This window comes from Brevundimonas sp. (assembly GCF_029946145.1).
GTDB lineage: Bacteria > Pseudomonadota > Alphaproteobacteria > Caulobacterales > Caulobacteraceae > Brevundimonas.
The window spans coordinates 233,845-253,459 of sequence record NZ_JAQSDY010000027.1; the positions used below are offsets into that span (position 1 = coordinate 233,845).

14 protein-coding genes are annotated in these 19,615 nt (G+C 67.3%); 8 read left to right on the forward strand and 6 right to left on the reverse strand.

The features are described 5' to 3' along the window. Nucleotides 1–2: 2 nt before the first annotated feature. From copD to PSV23_RS13225, 3 genes are all read right to left on the reverse strand, one after another. The gene (gene copD / locus PSV23_RS13215) at nt 3–917 is read right to left on the reverse strand and encodes a copper homeostasis membrane protein CopD (RefSeq protein ID WP_300469729.1); all 915 of its coding nucleotides are present in this window, start codon (nt 915–917) and stop codon (nt 3–5) included. A gap of 4 nt (nt 918–921) precedes the next feature. Then, on the reverse strand, nt 922–1,284 hold the full coding sequence (gene copC / locus PSV23_RS13220) for a copper homeostasis periplasmic binding protein CopC (protein ID WP_300469731.1): 363 nt from the start codon (nt 1,282–1,284) through the stop codon (nt 922–924). A 142-nt stretch (nt 1,285–1,426) separates the two neighbouring features. Next, entirely contained in the window at nt 1,427–1,702 is a 276-nt protein-coding gene (locus tag PSV23_RS13225; RefSeq protein ID WP_300469733.1) for a metal-sensitive transcriptional regulator, read from the reverse strand. Nucleotides 1,703–1,803: 101 nt separating this feature from the next. Between PSV23_RS13225 and PSV23_RS13230 the strand changes: the two genes are divergently transcribed. The 4 genes from PSV23_RS13230 (at nt 1,804) to PSV23_RS13245 (ending at nt 9,497) form a co-directional block, all read left to right on the forward strand. Further along, nucleotides 1,804–4,158, forward strand: a complete 2,355-nt coding sequence (locus tag PSV23_RS13230; protein ID WP_300469735.1) for a heavy metal translocating P-type ATPase — start codon at nt 1,804–1,806, stop codon at nt 4,156–4,158. 455 nt (nt 4,159–4,613) lie between these two features. Then, nucleotides 4,614–6,245, forward strand: a complete 1,632-nt coding sequence (locus PSV23_RS13235) for a ShlB/FhaC/HecB family hemolysin secretion/activation protein (RefSeq protein WP_300469737.1) — start codon at nt 4,614–4,616, stop codon at nt 6,243–6,245. Between the two features lie 52 nt (nt 6,246–6,297). Beyond that, nucleotides 6,298–8,715, forward strand: a complete 2,418-nt coding sequence (locus PSV23_RS13240) for a filamentous hemagglutinin N-terminal domain-containing protein (protein WP_300469739.1) — start codon at nt 6,298–6,300, stop codon at nt 8,713–8,715. A 98-nt stretch (nt 8,716–8,813) separates the two neighbouring features. Beyond that, nucleotides 8,814–9,497, forward strand: coding sequence for a L,D-transpeptidase (locus PSV23_RS13245; RefSeq protein WP_300469741.1), 684 nt, complete (start codon nt 8,814–8,816; stop codon nt 9,495–9,497). A 36-nt stretch (nt 9,498–9,533) separates the two neighbouring features. Here PSV23_RS13245 and PSV23_RS13250 read toward each other — a convergent pair whose 3' ends face one another. Next, nucleotides 9,534–10,001 carry a nuclear transport factor 2 family protein gene (locus PSV23_RS13250; protein WP_300469744.1) on the reverse strand — a complete coding sequence of 156 codons (468 nt, stop codon included), beginning with the start codon at nt 9,999–10,001 and terminating at the stop codon, nt 9,534–9,536. A 198-nt stretch (nt 10,002–10,199) separates the two neighbouring features. On the opposite strand from PSV23_RS13250, the gene PSV23_RS13255 reads away from it, so the two are divergent. Beyond that, nucleotides 10,200–10,568, forward strand: a complete 369-nt coding sequence (locus PSV23_RS13255) for a serine hydrolase (RefSeq protein ID WP_300469746.1) — start codon at nt 10,200–10,202, stop codon at nt 10,566–10,568. 1 nt (nt 10,569) lies between these two features. Here PSV23_RS13255 and PSV23_RS13260 read toward each other — a convergent pair whose 3' ends face one another. After that, nucleotides 10,570–12,600: a response regulator gene (locus tag PSV23_RS13260; RefSeq protein ID WP_300469749.1), complete on the reverse strand. Its 2,031-nt coding sequence runs from the start codon at nt 12,598–12,600 to the stop codon at nt 10,570–10,572. Continuing rightward, nucleotides 12,600–18,410, reverse strand: coding sequence for a HAMP domain-containing protein (locus PSV23_RS13265; RefSeq protein ID WP_300469751.1), 5,811 nt, complete (start codon nt 18,408–18,410; stop codon nt 12,600–12,602). The genes PSV23_RS13260 and PSV23_RS13265 overlap by 1 nt, the downstream gene beginning before the upstream one ends. Before the next feature lie 245 nt (nt 18,411–18,655). On the opposite strand from PSV23_RS13265, the gene PSV23_RS13270 reads away from it, so the two are divergent. Genes PSV23_RS13270 through PSV23_RS13280 form a run of 3 tightly spaced genes read left to right on the forward strand, consistent with a single transcriptional unit; the run spans nt 18,656 to nt 19,595 of the window. After that, entirely contained in the window at nt 18,656–19,048 is a 393-nt protein-coding gene (locus PSV23_RS13270; protein ID WP_300469753.1) for a hypothetical protein, read from the forward strand. Further along, nucleotides 19,045–19,317: a DUF5985 family protein gene (locus PSV23_RS13275; RefSeq protein WP_300469755.1), complete on the forward strand. Its 273-nt coding sequence runs from the start codon at nt 19,045–19,047 to the stop codon at nt 19,315–19,317. Before PSV23_RS13270 ends, PSV23_RS13275 begins: the two co-directional genes overlap by 4 nt. Then, nucleotides 19,314–19,595, forward strand: coding sequence for a DUF5985 family protein (locus PSV23_RS13280; RefSeq protein ID WP_300469757.1), 282 nt, complete (start codon nt 19,314–19,316; stop codon nt 19,593–19,595). Before PSV23_RS13275 ends, PSV23_RS13280 begins: the two co-directional genes overlap by 4 nt. The last annotated feature ends 20 nt before the right edge of the window (nt 19,596–19,615 follow it).

Sequence of the window (19,615 nt, forward strand, 5' to 3'; positions counted from 1 at the left end):
CTTCACATTGATGACGGCGGGGCGAGGGTGCCCATCACGGCGACGACGGCGAGCAGCACGGCGCCGATCACCGTCTCCGCAATGATGTTGAGCCGGAGCCGGCGAAGCGCCTGCCGGGGATCTTCGCCGCCCCGCAGAACGGCGCCCAAGGCCGGCGTCAGGCGGAAGCGGTTTGACGCCGCAATGGCGAGCATCAGCGCGAACAGGGCGAATTTGGCTATCAAAAGTTGGCCGTAGAGGCTGGTTCCCAGACCGGTAACGCGCGCGGGTCCGACCATGAACCAGCTGTTCCCCAAGCCACTCAGCACCAGCAGGGCGACGGCCAGGGTCCCCCAACCGGCAAACCCGCGCAGGGAGCGATGTATCGCGGGGTCGTCCGTCGTGGTTCGGCGCAGCATCAGGATGGTCAAGGCCGCCAGGGCGCCCAGCCAAAGCGCGGCGGAGACGGCATGGATCATGGCGGCGGTCAGATGCAGCAGCGCGCCCGGCCCCTCGGTCCCGGCCGCATGACCGGTCCAGGCGAAACTGGCTGATACGATCACGCCAGCCGTCGCCAGCCCGATCCAAAGCGCCCGTCCCGGCTTGAGGGAGACCATCGCGACAAGTGCGAGTCCGGCGGCGACGGCCCGGGCGACCATGGCCATGCCCAGGGCCATGCCCGTGACCATGAAGGATAGAGACGCGGGTTTGAGGGCTTCGCTCAGCGACCCCGCCATGACCGCTGTCTGAGCCACGAGGCCGGCGAGCGATCCCAGGACCACGACGCTCGCCGCGACGATCAGCGTGGGGCGCGCCCAGACGAGGTTCGGGCTATTGGAGTCCCTGAAGCTGTAGAGCAGGAACAGCGGCGCGCCGAGAAGGACGACCGCGCCGCTGTACTGGAGCCAGCGCAGGCCGATAACCGCGACTTCCAGCACGCGTTCAGCGAACCGTGAAGGTGTAGGAACCCGTCATGCGGTGGCCATCGCTCGACGCGATGCGCCAGTCGACGCGGTAGACGCCCGCGGCCAGCGGCCGGGGGAGAGTCCCTGTCAGGGTCTTGCCGTCTTCAGCCACCGAGGTCCGGATCGCGACCTTTTCGCCGGCGGCGTTGACGACGTCGAAGCCCGAGAAGGCCGGAACCGTGCGCTCGCTGAAGGTCAGGGTCAGCGACCGGGTCGCGGCGACCGTCGAATCGGGCGCCGGCGTCGCGCTGACCAGCCGGGCGTGGGCCGCCGCCGGTCCCGCGGCGAAGGCCACGGCCGCCGCGACTGCAATGAAGGGTGCGGGGTTGAAGTTACGCATACTCAGTCTCCAGACATCTGGCCCGTCCCGGCCTTCGCTACTCTACGCGCCGCGCGGGCCCGTCCCTCATGACGAACGATAGCGGCCCATGGTGTTGCCGGCCAGACAGTGACTCTCCGCCCTGAAGCCGGTCCGCAAGGCCCTACCGACCGGTCCGCGCCAGGAGTTCGATCAGTTCGCCGGCCTTGGCCTTTCGATCCTCGGGATCGTCACCGGTCATGGCGCCCATCACGCAGTGATCGAGGTGGTCCTTCAGCACCTCGGTCTCGACGCGATGAAGCGCGGCCCGGACGGCCTGCAGCTGGGTCAGCAGATCAACGCAATACCGGTCGTCTTCGACCATGCGGGCAATCCCCCGCACCTGTCCCTCGATCCGGCTCAGCCTGTTGAGAATTTTGGGCTTTGTCTCGGTTTGCATGCGGTCTCGCCTCCTGAGTCCTGAATATACCCCATAAGGGTATGTTGCGCTATACCCCCAGTGGGTATATACGGGCACCTCGATCAGTCGGAGAGAGCGACATGTCCACGCATCCTCATACTCACGCGGCGGGCCACGCGTGCTGCTCGGCGAAGACCTCCGACGGCCCGGCCACGGTCAGGGATCCGGTCTGCGGGATGGCGGTGGATCCGACGAAGACCGCTCACCAGGCCAACCATGACGGCCACGACCACTTCTTCTGCTCGGCCGGGTGCCGGACCAGGTTCGTCGCGGACCCGGCGCGTTACCTGAACCCGCGCGCGGAGACCGAGCCCGCCATTCCGGGCGCCATCTACACCTGCCCCATGCACCCGGAGATCCGGCAGGAAGGCCCGGGCTCCTGCCCGATCTGCGGCATGGCGCTCGAGCCGGAAACGGTCACCGCCGACGCGCCGCCCAACCATGAACTGATCGACTTCACCCGTCGCTTCCGGATCGGTCTGGTCCTGACCCTGCCGGTCTTCGCGCTGGAGATGGGCGGGCACCTGACCAACCTGCACATGCTCATCCCCGGCCAGCTGTCGAACTGGATCCAGTTCGCGCTGGCGACCCCCGTGGTCCTGTGGTGCGGCTGGCCGTTCTTCGAGCGCGGCTGGACATCGTTGCGCACCCGTCGACTGAACATGTTCACCCTGATCGCGATGGGGGTCGGCGTCGCCTGGCTGTACAGCGTCGTGGCCGTCCTGGCGCCCGGCCTGTTCCCGCCCGCCTTCCTGAAGGCCGACGGAAGCGCGCCGGTGTATTTCGAGGCGGCGGCGGTCATCACTGTGCTGGTGCTCGTCGGGCAAATTCTGGAACTCCGGGCCCGCGAGCAGACCTCCGGCGCGATCCGCGCCCTGCTGGACCTCACGCCCAAGACCGCGCGACGGGTCCGGACGGACGGCGTCGATGAGGACGTCTCGCTTGACCAGATCTCCGTCGGCGACTCCTTGCGGGTTCGCCCCGGAGAGAAGATTCCGGTGGATGGCGAAATCCTGGATGGCCGGGTGGCCGTCGATGAATCGATGGTGACCGGCGAGTCCATGCCGGTGACGAAGGACGTCGGCGACCGGGTCGTCGCCGGGGCCCTGAACAAGACCGGGTCGTTCGTCATGCGCGCCGACAAGGTCGGGGCGGACACCCTGCTGGCGCAGATCGTCCAGATGGTGGCCCAGGCCCAGCGCAGCCGCGCGCCGATCCAGCGGCTGGCCGACATGGTTTCCGGATGGTTCGTCCCGACCGTGATCGCGATTGCCCTGCTCGCCGCCGCGGTCTGGGGTCTGGCCGGTCCGGAGTCCCGCCTGTCCTACGCCCTGGTCGCCGCCGTTTCGGTCCTGATCATCGCCTGTCCCTGTGCGCTCGGTCTGGCGACCCCGATCTCGATCATGGTGGGGGTCGGACGCGGCGCACGCGCCGGCGTCCTGATCAAGAACGCCGAAGCGCTGGAGCGGTTCGAGAAGGTCGACACCCTGATTCTCGACAAGACCGGCACCCTGACCGAGGGCCGACCGTCCGTGACGGCGATCCTGCCCGCCGACGGCTTCGCCGAGGCGGAACTCCTGCGTCTTTCGGCCAGCCTCGAGCGCGGCAGCGAGCACCCCCTGGCCGACGCCATCATCCGGGCCGCCAGGGACCGGGATCTCCCGCTTTCGGAGGCGACGGATTTCGACAGCCCTGTCGGTCGCGGAGTCCGGGGGATGGTCGAGGGCCGCCCGGTGGCCCTGGGCAACAGCCGCTATCTCGGCGAGCTCTCGGTCGACGTCTCCGCCCTGGAGCCGAAGGCCGAGGCGCTCCGCCACGACGGCGCCACGGCCATTTTCATGGCGGTGGATGGAAGGGCGGCCGGAGTCATCGGCATCGCCGATCCGATCAAGGCCACCACGCCGGATGCGATCCTGGCGCTGAAGGCCGCGGGTCTGCGGCTGGTCATGATGACCGGGGACAACCGGACCACGGCCGAAGCCGTGGCGCGACGCCTCGGCATCGACGAGGTCCAGGCCGAGGTCCTGCCGCAGGACAAGGCGTCGGTGGTCCAGCAGCTTCGCTCACAGGGCCGGATCGTCGCCATGGCGGGTGACGGGGTCAATGACGCGCCGGCCCTCGCGGCCGCCGATGTGGGCGTCGCCATGGGGGCGGGCTCGGATGTCGCGATCGAAAGCGCCGGCGTGACCCTGCTGGGCGGCGACCTGCAGGGCATCGTCCGCGCGCGGCGGCTGTCGCGGGCGGTGATGGGCAACATCCGGCAGAATCTCGTCTTCGCCTTCGGCTACAATGCGCTCGGCATCCCCGTGGCGGCCGGGCTGCTCTATCCCGTGTTCGGCTGGCTTCTCTCGCCTGCCCTGGCGGCGCTCGCCATGGCGCTCTCCTCGGTCAGCGTCGTCGGCAATGCGCTGAGGCTGCGCGCGGTGAAGCTCTAGTCGGCGCGTTCTGACCGAACCCGCCGTCCCGGGCCGTGGAGTTTTCCGGCAAATACTTCAGGGGGCCAGGACGTCGGCGTCACGTCCCGAAGCATTCCCTTTAACCAAATACTCAATGCCGAATATTTACTCTGAAAATTCCGCCCCCTTGTTGATAATATTCACGACACCGGCACGGAACAAATAAAGTTCTTGGACGTTCCTGTTTTCATAGACGTGTGTGAACAAGCCGTTCACATCTTGTTAATCTATGAAAATAGTAAGGTCCTTATTGTCGGCAGCCGGAAATCAGCTCGCAAATTGCGAGGCTCGTTTGCCAGGTCCGCGCCGACCAAATCGATCTTCAAGCCTTGCTACGTGCGTGCTCCCAGCTGCGTGAGAGCCGCTACGCCCTGATACCGCGGCGGCACTTCGAGGCGGCTATGTTACGATCGAGTCTTATTGCGGCTGCGCTTTTGGCGACAGGCCAGAACGCCTACGCCCAGCAACCCGTCGCCAGCGGACAGCTGCAGCAGATCCCCCCTGCCGCTGTCCCGCGGAGGGCGGCTCCGGACATCCGCATCGAACGGCCGGAACCGTCGGCGGACGCCGTCGCCGAAGGGGCCCGCATCCGGGCGGACGCGCTGCGTGTCACGGGCGCGACCCTGTTCAGTGAAGCGGAGCTGGTGGCGGCCACGGGATTCACCCCGGGCCGCGAGCTGACCCTGCCCGAGCTTCGCAACGCGGCGGCGCAGATCACGCGCTTCTACAACAGTCGCGGCTATGTTCTGGCCCAGGCCTATCTGCCCGCACAGGACGTCGTCGAGGGCACGGTGACCATCGCCGTGGTCGAGGGCCGTTACGGCGCGATCGACCTGCGCAACCAGTCCGGCGTGTCCGGGGCCGTGACCAGGGGCGTCCTGAACGGCCTGAACCCCGGTGATCCGGTGGCGATCGCGCCGCTCGAACGACGCCTGCTGCTGCTGTCCGACATACCCGGCGTCGTCGTGCATTCAACCCTGTCCCCCGGCGCGGAGGTGGGATCTTCGGATCTGACCGTCGATCTGACCCGCGCGCCCCGGATTTACGGCAGCCTGGAGGCCGACAACGCCGGCAATCGCTATACCGGAGCCTACCGGTTCGGCGGTTCGGTCAATTTCGCCAATCCGACAGGTATGGGCGACCTGATCAGCCTGCGCCTTCTCGCCTCGACCGAAGGCCTGGCCTACGGGCGGGCCGCCTGGCAGGCGCCGCTCGGCGACGTCACCGTCGGCGTCGCCTGGACCCATATGCAGTATGATCTGGGCCGCGAGTTCTCGGCCCTTGACGCCGGCGGCACAGCCGACATCTTCAGCGTCTTCGCCAGCTATCCGCTGATCCGCTCTCGGACCGCGAACCTTTATGCCCTGGCTGGGTTCGACGCCAAATTCCTCAGCGATGAAATCGGCCTCGTCTCCCAGGTGTCGGACAAGGAAATCCGGGCGGTGACGGCGGGCCTGCGCGGAGACTCGCGCGACGGGTTCGGCGGCGGGGGCTGGAACGCCGGCTCATTGTCGTGGACCTCGGGCGATCTCGACATCGAAAGTCCGCTCGAACGGGCCGCCGATGCGATCAGCGCGCGCTCCCAGGGCGGGTTCAACAAGCTGCAGTACGCCGTCTCCAGACTTCAGACCGTCAGCGGACCGCTTTCGGTCTACGGCTCGCTTCGCGGACAGCTGGCGACCGACAATCTCGACAGCTCCGAAAAGATGGAGCTGGGCGGCGCCTATGCGGTGCGGGCCTATCCGGAGGGCGAGGCCTACGGCGACGAGGGCTATGTCGCGACGGTGGAAGCCCGGTTGATGCTGGACCAGTGGACGCAATCCCTGCCGGGCCAGTTCCAGTTCATCGCATTCGTCGACGGGGGTGAGGTCGACTTCGCCCACGATCCCTGGTTCCCCGGCTCCAATCATGCCCGGCGCAGCGGCGGCGGCATCGGGATCAACTGGTTCGGCCCGGACGACCTCATCATCCGCGCGTCCTATGCACGCCGGTTCAATGACCAGATTTCGACCTCGGGCCCCGACGAAACGGGCCGCGCATGGTTCCAGATCGTCAAGCTGTTCTGATGGCGGCGATGGTCAACTTTCCCCTCACGCCTCTCCCGACAAGGACGTTCTGATGACCAGACTCCATCACGTGATCGCCGGTGACGGTACACAGGCGGGGCGTCGAAGCGACCCGTCCGGTCGCAGGGCGTCCCTGATCGCCTCCACCTGTCTGGCTGGTTTCGCTGCGTGCGCCGTGATCGGACTGGGGACCGCGACGCAGGCCCAGACCCTGCCGACGGGCGGATCAGTCACCGCGGGCGGCGCGACCATCACCACCGGTCCCGGCACGATGACGGTCAACCAGTCGACCCAGAACACGGCGATCAACTGGCAGAGCTTCTCGATCGGCCAGGGCGGCAGCGTCGTCTTCGTACAGCCCAACAGCAGCTCGGTCGCCTTGAACCGGGTGCTGGGTCCCGACGCGTCGGCGATCTTCGGCAGCCTGACCTCCAATGGCCAGGTGTTCCTGATCAATCCCAACGGCGTGCTGTTCGGCCAGGGCTCCCAGGTCAATGTCGGCGGACTGGTCGCCTCCACCCTTGGCATGACCGACGCCGATTTCATGGCCGGGAACTACAGGTTCTCGGGCGGCGGAGGCGGCGCGGTGCTCAACCAGGGCACGATCATCGCGAACGGCGGCTATGTCGCGCTGCTGGGAGGCCACGTCAGCAACGAGGGCCTGATCCAGGCCAATCTGGGCACGATCGCGCTCGCCTCGGGCGAAGCCATCACCCTGGACGTCGCCGGCGACGGCCTGCTCAACGTCGTCATCGACAAGGGGGCGGCCAACGCCCTGGTCCAGAACGGCGGCATGCTGCAGGCTGACGGCGGCCGGGTGCTGATGACCGCACAGGGCGCGGGCGACCTGCTCCGCACGGTGGTGAACAACACCGGCGTCATCCAGGCCCGCTCGATCGGCGAGCGCAACGGCGCCATCCTGCTGCTGGGCGACATGCCGAGCGGCACGCTGAACGTGGCCGGCGTCCTTGACGCCAGCGCGCCCGGCGGCGGCGACGGGGGCTTCATCGAGACGTCGGCCGGGATCGTGAACATCGCGCCCGGAACCCGCATCACGACCGACGCCCCCACGGGCGCGACCGGGACATGGCTGATCGATCCGGCCGACTTCACGATCGGCGCCGGCGGCAATATTTCAGGCGCCACCCTGTCCGCCCAGCTGGTGACCACCAATGTCGTGATCAGCACGATGACGGGTCCGGGCGCCGGCCTGCCGGGCAACGGGGATATCCACGTCAATGACGCGATCGCCTGGACGGCGTCGTCCACCCCCACCACCCTGACGCTGAACGCCAACCGCGACGTCAACATCAACGCCGCGATCACCGCCACCAACGGCAATCTCGTGGCCTGTTGCGGGCGCGACGTGAACGTCAACGCACCCATCACCACGGTGAACGGCAGCGTCCTGCTGAACGCCGGGCAGAATGTGAACGTCTATCACGCGATCACCACCACGGACGGCAACATCGCCCTGTGCGCCGGGCACGACGTCCACATCGACGCCGCCGTCACCCTGACCCGGGGCAGCACCATTCCCGCCCAGAGCCTGGGCCTGCCGGTCGGCCTGACCCTCATCGCCGGCGCGGACGGATCGGGGCCGGGGGTCGGCGGCGGAACCATCATATTCAGCCCGCTCGCGCCCCGTGTCACGGTCACGGTCGCCCCGGTCACGATCAACTACAATCCTGTGTCCTACGCAGCCCCGTCGGACTTCTCGACCCACTTCACCCTGACCGAGGGCGCGGCGCTGACCCAGCGGATGCTGCTGTTCCCGGATGGCAGCCGGGTTTTCGACGGCACGACCGGCGCGACCCTGGCCGGATTCAGAACCACGGCGGTCTCGGGACTGCCCACGGGCGTCACCCTGGTGGCGGGCCCCGCCGCAAGCGCGACCTTCGACTCCGCCGCCGAGGGCGCGGACGTGGGGATCACCTACAGCGGCTACACCCTGGCCGGAGCGAATGCCGATCAATACGCCCTGGCCGGTTCGTGCTGCGTGTCGACATTCCGGACGCGGGGCACGATTTCGGCGGCTGCGCCCCCGCCCCCGCCCCCGCCCCCGCCTCCTCCTCCTCCTCCTCCGCCTCCGCCTCCGCCTCCGCCGCCTCCGCCTCCGCCTCCTCCTCCTCCTCCTCCTCCTCCTCCTCCTCCTCCTCCTCCTCCTCCTCCGCCTCCGCCTCCGCCTCCGCCGCCGCCGCCGCCGCCGCCGCCGGTGATCCCGCCCGTGATCCCGCCCGTGACGGCGCCGCCAACGGTGATCTACCCGATCGTGACGCCACTCCCGACACCGATCCCGTTCCCGGACCTGACGTTCGACGTGGTCGAAGGCGGCGTGCGGATGCCGCCCTACGACTCCGCCCCCGTCTCGCCCCCCGTCGAGGAGGCCGTTGAGGCGGCGGAAACCCCGCCGGTCGCGCCGCTCCCGCCGCCGGTCCCCGTCTATCCCCGCAAGCAGGATCGCAACTGACCATGCGGTGCCCGATACACCCGCGCCCGGCGCCTGCCCTGCGCCCCGGTCGTCATGCGCCCGGGCCCGGCGCCCGGGCCCGCATGCCGGAACGCTGCGTGGCGACAGCTGGACTGTTTCTGGGGCTCGCATTCGCCCAGCCCGGCCTGGCCGACGACGGCCGCCTCGCGTCCGGAGACCGTGACGCCGTTGCGGAGGTCTCCGCCTCTTCCGCCGCGAACGAGGTCGCGGCCTGGGTGCGTGAGACGGCGGACAACCAGGGACTGCCCTTCCTGATCATCGACAAGGTCGGCGCCCAGGTTCTGGCCTTTGACCGCGAGGGCCAGCTGCTTGGAGCCGCTCCCGTACTGCTGGGTCTGGCGCGCGGCGACATCTCGCCGCCCGGTATAGGCGACCGCCCCCTGTCCGCCATCAGGCCCGAGGAACGCATCACGCCGGCGGGGCGGTTCATGGCTTCGATAGGTGAGAACCTGGGCGGCAAGGGGATTCTGTGGATCGACTATGACGCAGCCCTGTCCCTGCATCCGGTCATCACCACCCGGGCGGCCGACAGGCGCCTGCAGCGCCTCGCCACCGCCGCGGCCGACGACAACCGGATCTCGTATGGCTGCGTGAACGTGCCGGTGAACTTCTACGATGAGATCGTGCAAGCCGCTTTCAACGGCACGGTCGGGGTCGTCTATATCCTGCCGGAGTCCCGATCCCTTGCGGAGGTATTTTTCCTGGCTCCTCCCGGTGTCGCCCGATCGCTCCCCGGCGAAGGCGGGCCGCCGTTGGATTGACAGCTCCCTCAAGGGGTGGAGTGACGCTTCGCGTGTTCAGCAAGCCGGCGGCGCCAGCAACCCGTCGATCAGGGCCTGGTCGGCATCGTAGACCCAGCATTCGGCAAGCAGGCCGTCCTCGACCCGATAGACCAGGACCCGGTCCATATCCCTGGCGTTCCCGGCCTTGCCCAGGCGCTCCCGGGCGAGAATGACCCCGCGGCCGATGCCCGTCATGATGTCGACGATGCCCAGAAGCCGGCGCCCGGTGCGGCTCCCGAACTCGGCCAGCGCCGCGAGCGCCGCCGGCTTGCCGACGTGGATGCCCGACAGGGGGTTGGAGCCGAAATTGTGAAGCCTGAACTGATCGTGGTAGCAGGCGACGATGGCCGGCACATCGTTCGCCAGCCAGGCCGCCGCATACCGTTCCAGAACGGCCCGGATCCGGGCGCCGTCCTGCCGGTCGTTGTCGGCCGGGGCGACGGATGCAGCCAGCATCGCAAGCGCATCGCGACGACCGACCATCATGACTTTCCGGACCCGTCAACCGGCGGGGGCAGCAGGCCCGGATGAACCTTGGCGAGAAAGGACACTGGTCTGGCACTCCGCTCCGTTGACCGCCGGGTGAGCCTTTAGTCCGGCGCGGACACGGCGGCTTTCAGGAAGCGGCTGCCGCGGAGGTCGGGCGAGCGCCCCGGCCTCCCTGGAGAACGCCGGGGACGGATGGGTCATGCGTCCGGAGACCGCCCGACTGATCCACACCAACATTCCCCCGAGGGGGTCGCCAATTTCGAGGGTCAGGGGCATGGTTTCGGCGGCTACGTGCGGCTTCACGACGATCCGACGCCCGGCGGACTGAAGGCCGGCTCCTATGGCCATTACGGCGCAGCTGGAACGACCGCCTGGATCGATCCCGCATCCGGCCTCGCCGCCGTCGTCATGGTCCAGCAGTTTCCCGCCGATCACACCCCGATTGTGAGCGAGGTTCGCGTGGCGATCGCCGAGGATCTTCGGCCGGAGCGCACGCGCGCAAATGCCGGGTCCCTGTGGGAGCCCGGCGAAGGGAAGACACCCGCGACCCCGGGGGGCTGACCTACCGCACGTGACGCCCGCCAGCGGGCGCCGCGGCCACGGCGCGCGCGCCCAGAACCGCGCGCAGCCGCGTCGCCAGTTCGGCGCATTGATAGGGTTTGTCGATCAGCGGAAAGTCGTGCTGCATCTGGTTGCCCGTTTCACCCAGATAGCCGGACGTCAGCAGCACCTTGAGATCCGGGCGGCGTTCCTGCGCCTGTTGCGCCAGCTCGATGCCGTTCATCCCGCCCGGCATGATCACATCGGAAAACAGCAGGTCGTAGTCCGGGTCGCTGTCCAGCCGGTGCAGGGCGCCGCCGGCGTCCGAAGCGACGTCGCAGCGGTAGCCGAGGCTGGTCAGCATATCGAGACACAGGCTCAGGACCGCCGGATCGTCCTCGACAATCAGAACCCGTTCCGAGCCCGTTTCGACGTCGGGAGCCGGAACCTCGGCGATGGCCGCGGCGGGCGGTTCGTTGGTGAGAGGAAGCGTCAGTTCGAACATCGCGCCCTCTCCCGGCGTGGCCGAGACGTCGATCCTGCCACCGGACTGGCTGACAAAGCCATAGACCTGCGACAGGCCGAGGCCCGTGCCGCGGCCCACCTCCTTGGTGGTGTAGAAGGGTTCGAAGACCCGCAGGGCTACCTCCTCGGCCATCCCCGGGCCGGTATCGCGAACCTGGATGAGCGCCATGGGCGCCTGCCCCTCCATGACCTCGGATGTGGTCACGACCAGCCGGCCTTCGCCTTCCATCGCATCCCGGGCGTTGACCGCCAGATTCAGCAGGGCGGTCTCCAGATGAGTGGCGTCGATCGAGGCATGCAGAGCCTGGTCCGACAGTTCGAGGGTGATGGTGACGCCCTCGCCCGCCGCCTGCTGCATCAACGGTGTGAAACCCCGGATCAGGCCGTTGAGGTCGATGACCTGCGGATTGAGCTGCTGCCGCCGCGAGAAGGCCAGCAACTGGCGGGTCAGTGTCTGTCCACGCTCGGCCGCCGAGCGGATGGACATCAGCTGGCGCGCGATGCGCGGTTCGTCGTCGCCCAGCCGGCGCAGCAGAATGTCCGCATTGCCGAGGACGACGGTCAGCAGGTTGTTGAAGTCGTGAGCAACCCCGCCGGTCAGCTGGCCCACCGCCTCCATCTTGCGCGCCTGGGCCAGATGCTCCTCAAGCTGGCGGCGGTCGGTGACGTCCAGCAGGGTGCCGAGAATTTCGCCCTCGCCGCCGTTGGCGTCGGGCACCCAGACGCCCTGATCCAGGAAGGTGCGCCAGGTCCCGTCGGAACACTGCCAGCGGTATTCACAGGCGTAGGCCCCGCTTGTGGAGGCCTGCATGAGGCAGTTGATCACGCCCGCTACGTCGTCGGGATGGATGCGGCCAAGGCCGATCTCCGGCTCGTCCACGAACCGGCTGGGGGCGAAGCCCGTCAGGGGCGCAATGCTGTCGCTGACGAACAGGGCGGCGAACGGATGGGCGCTGGCGCGCGAGGTGAAGACCACGGGCAGGGATTTCAGGATGGTGTCCTGTCGTTCCCGCGCCTCGCGCAGCGCCAGTTCCGCGGCCAGCTTTTCCTCGGTGATGCGGGCGTTGGCCTCGAGCAGGGCGCGCTGCTCATCCGCCTGGCGGCGCACCTCCAGCGTCTTGAGGTGCAGCTCGACCAGAATCGCCACCTTGGAGCGCAGGATGAAGGGGTCGACGGGTTTGAACACCACGTCGACGGCCCCGGCGGTATAAGCTTGGAAAATGTGGGCTTCGTCGCGAAACACGGCGGTGACGAAGACGATCGGCGTGTCGCGTGTACGGGGGTGCTCGCGGATCAGTTTGGCGGTCTCGTAGCCATCCATGCCGGGCATGTGCAGGTCCAGCAGGATGACCGCGAATTCCTGATGCAGCAGCAGCCGCAGCGCCTCCTCGCCCGAGCAGGCGATGACCAGTTCATGGCCCAGCACCTCCAGCGCCTCGCGGGCGGCGAAGGCGTTGCGCTCATCGTCGTCGACGATGAGAACGCGCGCCGTCAGCGGCTTCGGCTTCGCCCTGGTTTGACGGCTCATCAGATCGCCGCCGGCGCCGGAAGCGCGGCCTGTTCGAAGGCCGATATGCGGCTGGCGTCGGCCCGCTGGATCGAGACCCGCATGACCGAGATCAGATAATCGATGTCGACCGGCTTGGAGACATAGTCCGAGGCCCCGGCCTGGATGCATTTCTGCCGGTCGCCCTTCATCGCCTTGGCGGTCACCGCGATGATCGGGATGCGGGCGAAGTTCGAAAGCGAGCGAATCTCCCGCATCGTCTCGTAGCCGTCCATGTCCGGCATCATGATGTCGACCAGGATGACGTCGGTCTCGGGATGCTGGGCCAGCAGGTCGAGGCCCGCGCGGCCGCTTTCGGCATAGAGCAGATCGACGCCGAACTCCTCCAGGGCGCTGGCCATGGAGAAGATGTTGCGGATGTCGTCGTCGATGACCAGGGCCGTTCGGCCGGTCAGGATGGCGTCCTCCTTGCGGGTCTGGGCCAGGGTGGTGCGGGCCGTCTCCGACAGGCGTTCGGTGGGCTCGTGCAGCAGCAGGGTGGCCTGCTCCACCAGCTGTTCCGGCGTGCGGGCCAGACGCGCATGACCGGCGAAGACCGCCAGCCGCAGCCGGCGCTCGTCCAGGGACGACAGGCTGTCGCCGGCGTAGATCACCGCGGGACGGTCGGCCGCTTTCAGCCAGTCTACCAATTCGGGGATCGGCGCGGCGGAGGCGTCGATGATCAGGCTGTCGGCGGGCTTGATCCTGGTCCTCGCCAGACCCTTGAGCGCCTCGACCCGGACGACGGAGCCGAAGGCGGATTTCAGCAGGGCCTGGGCCTCGCCGGCGGGCCCGACCAGGATAAGGCGCCGGTTGGCGGCCGAGACGAATTTCTTCACCCCGTCCAGACTGGCGACCACGCCCTCGCGGTCGATCGGCTTGGGCGTGAAGCCGAAGGCGCCGATGGACAGGCCGAGGCCCGCCTGATCGTGCGCAGAGATGACGTGGACCGGGATGTGCCGTGTCTCGGGCGTCCGCTTCAGCAGATCCAGCAGGGCCAGGCCGTCCATGTCGGGCAGACCGACGTCCAGCATGATCGCCTGGGGCCCGTAACGCCGGGCAAGGGCCGCCGCCGTAATGCCTTCGTGGGTGATGACGCCCTTGAAGCCGCTGTCGCGGACGAGGGCCAGCAGGATGGCGCCGAAGCGAGGATCGTCCTCGACGATCAGGATCACCGGATCGCCGGGAGAGATCGTGTCGCGGTCGTCGGCGATGGCCTCGACGGTCTCGACCACCTCCTCCTCGGACGCGGTCCGCACCATGACGGCGCGGGACGTCTCGCGGGCCGAGGGGCCGGCGGCCGCCGCGGTCGGGCTGAAATTCAGCGGCAGGAACAGGGTGAAGGTGCTTCCCTGGCCGGGTTCGCTCTCGACCTTGAGTTCACCGCCGAGGGTGCGGGTGATTTCCCGGCTGATCGACAGACCCAGACCCGTGCCGCCGTATTTGCGGCTGGTGGTGCCGTCGGCCTGCTGGAAGGCCTCGAAGATGATGCGCTGCTTGTCCTCGGGAATGCCGATGCCGCTGTCGTGCACCGAGAAGGCGAGGACCTGGCCGGCCTTGTTGAGGTGTTCGTTGCCGGGGCTCCAGCCCTCGGCCACCCGGTCGACGCGCAGCCGCACCGAACCGCTGGCGGTGAATTTGAAGGCATTGGACAGCAGGTTCTTGATGATCTGCAGCAGGCGCTTGTCGTCGGTGTACATCGACGGCGGCAGTTCGGGGTCGATGTCGATCGAGAAGTCCAGCCGCTTGTCCTGGGCGATCTGGGCGAAGGTGCGGTGCATCTGGTCGCGCAGGGATTCCAGCGCCATCTCGCCGATGTCGAGAGTGACCGTGCCGGACTCGATCTTGGACAGGTCGAGGATGTCGTTGATCAGGCCCAGCAGATCCGAACCGGCGGCGTGGATATTCCTGGAGAACTCCACCTGTTTGGGGGTCAGATTGCCCTGGGTGTTCTCGCTCAGCATCTTCGACAGGATCAGCAGGCTGTTCAGCGGCGTGCGCAGTTCGTGGCTCATATTGGCCAGGAATTCAGACTTGTATTTCGACGTCAGGGCCAGCTGTTCGGCCTTTTCCTCGAGCGCGAAGCGGGCCTGTTCGACCTCGCGGTTCTTGGCTTCCACCTGCTGGTTCTGGGCCGACAGAAGGACGGCCTTGTCCTCCAGTTCGGCGTTGGATTGCTGCAGCTCTTCCTGCTTGGCGCGCAGCAGTTCCTCGGACTGGCGCAGGGAGGCGGCCTGCTGCTCGAGCCGGTCGTTGGTGGACTTCAGCTCGTCCTGCTGCGCCTGCAGCTCGGCGGTCAGCAGCTGGGACTGGGTCAGCAGTCCCTCGGTGCGCATGTTGGCGGCGATGGTGCTGAGGACGATGCCGACCGATTCCATCAGCTGGCTGAGGAAGGACTGGTGGGTCTCCGAGAACTCGCCGAAGGTGGCCAGCTCGATCACCGCCTTGACCTCGCCCTCGAACAGGGCCGGCAGGATGATGATGTTCAGCGGCGCCGAGGTCCCCAGGCCCGAACCGATCTGGACGTAGTCCTGCGGCACATTGGTCAGAAGGATGCGCTCCTTCTCCTTGGCGCACTGGCCGATCAGGCTCTGGCCGAGGCGGAAGGTCGGCGACAGTTGTTCGCGCTCGGTCGAGGCGTAGGCTGCGGCCAGGACCAGGATGGGTTCGTTGCCGGCGTCCCTGTCCGAGACGTAGAACACCGCGTGCTGGGCGTTGATCAGGGGCGCCAGTTCGGACAGCACCATGTTCGACACCGTGGCCAGGTCGCGCTCGCCCTGGAGCATGCGGGTGAAGCGCGCCAGGTTGGTTTTCAGCCAGTCCTGCTCGGTGTTCTTGAGGGTCTGATCCTTCAGATTCCGGATCATCTCGTTGATGTTGTCCTTCAGCGCCGCGACCTCGCCCGAGGCCTCGACGGTGATGGAGCGGGTCAGCTCGCCCTTGGTCACCGCGGTCGACACCTCGGCGATGGCGCGGACCTGGGTGGTCAGGTTGCCGGCCAGCTGGTTGACGTTGTCGGTCAGGTCCCGCCACAGGCCGGCGGCGCCGGGCACCCGGGCCTGTCCGCCCAGCTTGCCCTCGATGCCCACCTCGCGGGCCACGTTGGTCACCTGGTCGGCGAAGATGGCGAGGGTCTCGATCATGCCGTTGATGGTGTCGGCGAGTGACGCGATCTCGCCCTTGGCGTCCACGGTCAGCTTGCGCTTCAGATCGCCGTTGGCGACCGCGGTCACGACGTCGGCGATGCCGCGCACCTGACCGGTCAGGTTGGCGGCCATCGAGTTCACATTGTCCGTCAGGTCCTTCCAGGTGCCGCCGACGCCTTCCACGCGCGCCTGGCCGCCCAGCTTGCCCTCGGTGCCGACCTCCTTGGCCACGCGCGTGACTTCAGAGGCGAAGGCGTTCAGCTGGTCCACCATGGTGTTGATGGTGTTCTTGAGCTCGAGGATTTCGCCCTTCACGTCGACGGTGATCTTCTTGGACAGGTCGCCCTTGGCCACGGCGGTGGTCACCTCGGCGATGTTGCGGACCTGACCCGTCAGGTTGCCGGCCATGAAGTTCACATTGTCGGTCAGGTCCTTCCACGTGCCGGTGACGCCCTTCACCTGGGCCTGACCACCCAGCTTGCCCTCGGTGCCCACTTCGCGGGCCACGCGGGTCACTTCGGACGCGAAGGCGTTCAGCTGATCCACCATGGTGTTGATGGTGGACTTCAGTTCGAGGATCTCGCCCTTCACGTCGACGGTGATCTTCTTGGACAGGTCGCCGTTGGCCACGGCGGTGGTCACCTCGGCGATGTTGCGGACCTGGCCGGTCAGGTTGTCGGCCATCAGGTTCACGTTGTCGGTCAGATCCTTCCAGGCGCCGGTGACGCCGGTGACCTGCGCCTGGCCGCCCAGATTACCCTCGGTGCCCACCTCGCGAGCCACGCGGGTCACTTCCGAAGCGAAGGCGTTCAGCTGGTCCACCATGACGTTGATGGTGGACTTGAGCTCCAGGATCTCGCCCTTCACGTTGACGGTGATCTTCTTGGACAGGTCGCCGTTGGCCACGGCGGTGGTGACCTCGGCGATGTTGCGGACCTGACCGGTCAGGTTGGCCGCCATGAAGTTCACGTTGTCGGTCAGATCCTTCCAGGCGCCATCGACGCCCTTCACGTTCGCCTGACCGCCCAGCTTGCCTTCCGTGCCGACCTCGCGCGCCACGCGCGACACTTCCGAAGCGAACGAGTTCAGCTGATCCACCATGACGTTGATGGTCGACTTGAGCTCCAGGATCTCGCCCTTCACGTCGACGGTGATCTTCTTGGACAGGTCGCCGTTGGCCACGGCCGTGGTCACTTCGGCGATGTTGCGGACCTGGCCGGTCAGGTTGTCAGCCATCAGGTTGACGTTGTCGGTCAGGTCCTTCCAGGCGCCGGTGACGCCCTCGACCTGGGCCTGGCCGCCCAGCTTGCCGTCGGTGCCGACTTCCTTGGCCACCCGGGTCACTTCCGAGGCGAAGGCGTTCAGCTGGTCCACCATGACGTTGATGGTGTCCTTGAGCTCCAGCACCTCGCCGCGGACCTGCACGGTGATCTTCTTGGACAGGTCGCCCTTGGCCACGGCGGTGGTCACCTCGGCGATGTTTCGCACCTGACCCGTCAGGTTGTCGGCCATCAGGTTGACGTTGTCGGTCAGGTCCTTCCAGGTCCCGCCGACCCCTTCCACCCGCGCCTGGCCGCCCAGCTTGCCCTCGGTGCCCACTTCGCGGGCCACGCGCGTCACTTCGGAAGCGAAGGCGTTCAGCTGGTCCACCATGGTGTTGATGGTGGACTTCAGTTCGAGGATCTCGCCCTTCACATCGACAGTGATCTTTTTGGACAGATCACCCTTGGCCACGGCGGTGGTCACCTCGGCGATGTTGCGCACCTGACCCGTCAGGTTGGCGGCCATGAAGTTCACATTGTCGGTCAGGTCCTTCCAGGTGCCGGCCACGCCCTTGACGTTCGCCTGGCCGCCCAGCTTGCCCTCGGTGCCGACCTCGCGGGCCATCCGGGTCACTTCCGAGGCGAAGGAGTTCAGCTGGTCCACCATGGTGTTGATGGTGTTCTTCAGCTCCAGCACCTCGCCCTTCACGTCGACGGTGATCTTGCGGCTGAGGTCGCCGTTGGCCACGGCGGTGGTCACCTCGGCGATGTTGCGGACCTGGCCGGTCAGGTTGGCGGCCATGAAGTTCACATTGTCGGTCAGGTCCTTCCATGTGCCGGCCACGCCCTTGACGTTGGCCTGACCGCCCAGCTTGCCCTCGGTGCCGACTTCGCGGGCCACACGCGTCACTTCCGAGGCGAACGAGCCCAGCTGACCCACCATGGTGTTGACGACCCGGCCAATGCGCAGGAATTCGCCGCGCAGGGGCTGTTCCTCATTCTCGAGGTCCATCGTTTGCGACAGGTCGCCCTTGGCCACGGCGCCGATCACGCGGGCCATTTCCGCGGTGGGGTGCACCATGTCGGCGATCAGGGTGTTGACGGCGTCGACGCTGTCCGCCCATGCGCCGGTCGCGGACGGGACCCGGGCGCGGTTGTTGATCTTGCCCTGACGGCCCACAGCCTCGCCGAGGCGACTGAACTCACGGCTCATCCGGTCATTCAGCTCGACGACGTCGTTGAAGGCTTCCGCCAGTTCGCCGTCCATGCCGGTCAGTCCGCCGGGCAGCCGGACCGAGAAGTCACCTCTCCGGAACGCCCTCAGGGCGGTCAGAAGTCGTCGATTGTCGAGGGTCGGCTCTACGACAGCGGTGGCAAGCGACATCTTTCACCTTCAGCTCAGAGGCAAACCGTCCGAAGGCTCTGCCGGCCATCTGTCGGAAAGCAGGCGATCCGCTTATGCGTTCGCCGCGCCCCCGGCCAGGTCCCGTCCGCTTCCCCCGAACCAACTGCAAAAAACCGCGAGGAACCGGAACGGTTCCGGCTTACGGAACATATTTTGACGTTGCCAATCGGGCCCGGGGCGCTAGCTTCGCGCGCCATGCAAACGAAGCCACATTCGGTCGGAAGGTGAGCGCGGCCGGCCCCGGCGGTATCGACCCGGAACTCGCGGCCTTCATCGAAGCGGCCATCCCTTCGGTATGGGCGCTCGAGACGCTCATCCTTCTGAAGCGCGATCCCGACTCGGCCTGGACGGCGGATCAGCTGGTCGCGGAAATGCGCGCCAGCACGACGCTCGTCGCGAACTGTCTGGCCGGCCTCCAGCGCGCGGGGCTGGTCATGGAACAGCAGGGCGCGGTCCGGTACGCACCCGCCGCGCCGGCGCTGGCGGTTCTTTCCGATCGTCTCCATGATGCCTACCGCGAGCGGCCCGTGTCCGTGGTCAACATCATTGCAGCGCGCCGGTCGGACCCGTTGAAGGGGTTCGCCGACTCGTTCCGGCTGGGGGGTTGGAAGACATGACCGACTGGGGGCCTCAACTCGTCTACGGTCTGTGCCTGTTGACCAGTGCGATCTGCGCCGTGCTGCTGGTCCGGTCGTGGCGGCGTTCGCGGCAGCCTTTGCTGTTGTGGAGCGGCTGTTGCTTCATCCTGCTGGCCGCCAACAATCTGCTGGTCGTCCTCGACGTGCTGGTGCTGCGCGACATCAACCTCGGGCCGGCGCGGACGGCGACGTCCCTGCTGGCCGTGGGTGTTCTTCTCTACGGCTTTATCTGGGAGGTCGACCGATGACCGCCATGTCGCTGGCCACCGGCGCGGTCATCATGGGCAATGTCGTCGCGGCGGTCTTCTTCCTCAAATTCTGGCGCAGGACCCGGGACGGCCTGTTCCTGGCCTTCGCCGCCGCGTTTCTGCTGATGGGCATGGTGCCCCTGCTGACCAACCTGATGCAGGTGCCGCGCGAGGAGCAGAGCCCGTTTTATCTGATCCGGCTTGCAGCGTTTCTGATCATCATCTGGGCGATCATCGCAAAGTCCCGGCCTCCATCGAAACCCGGACCGCCCCGGTAACAGGCGAGTGATACGGCCCT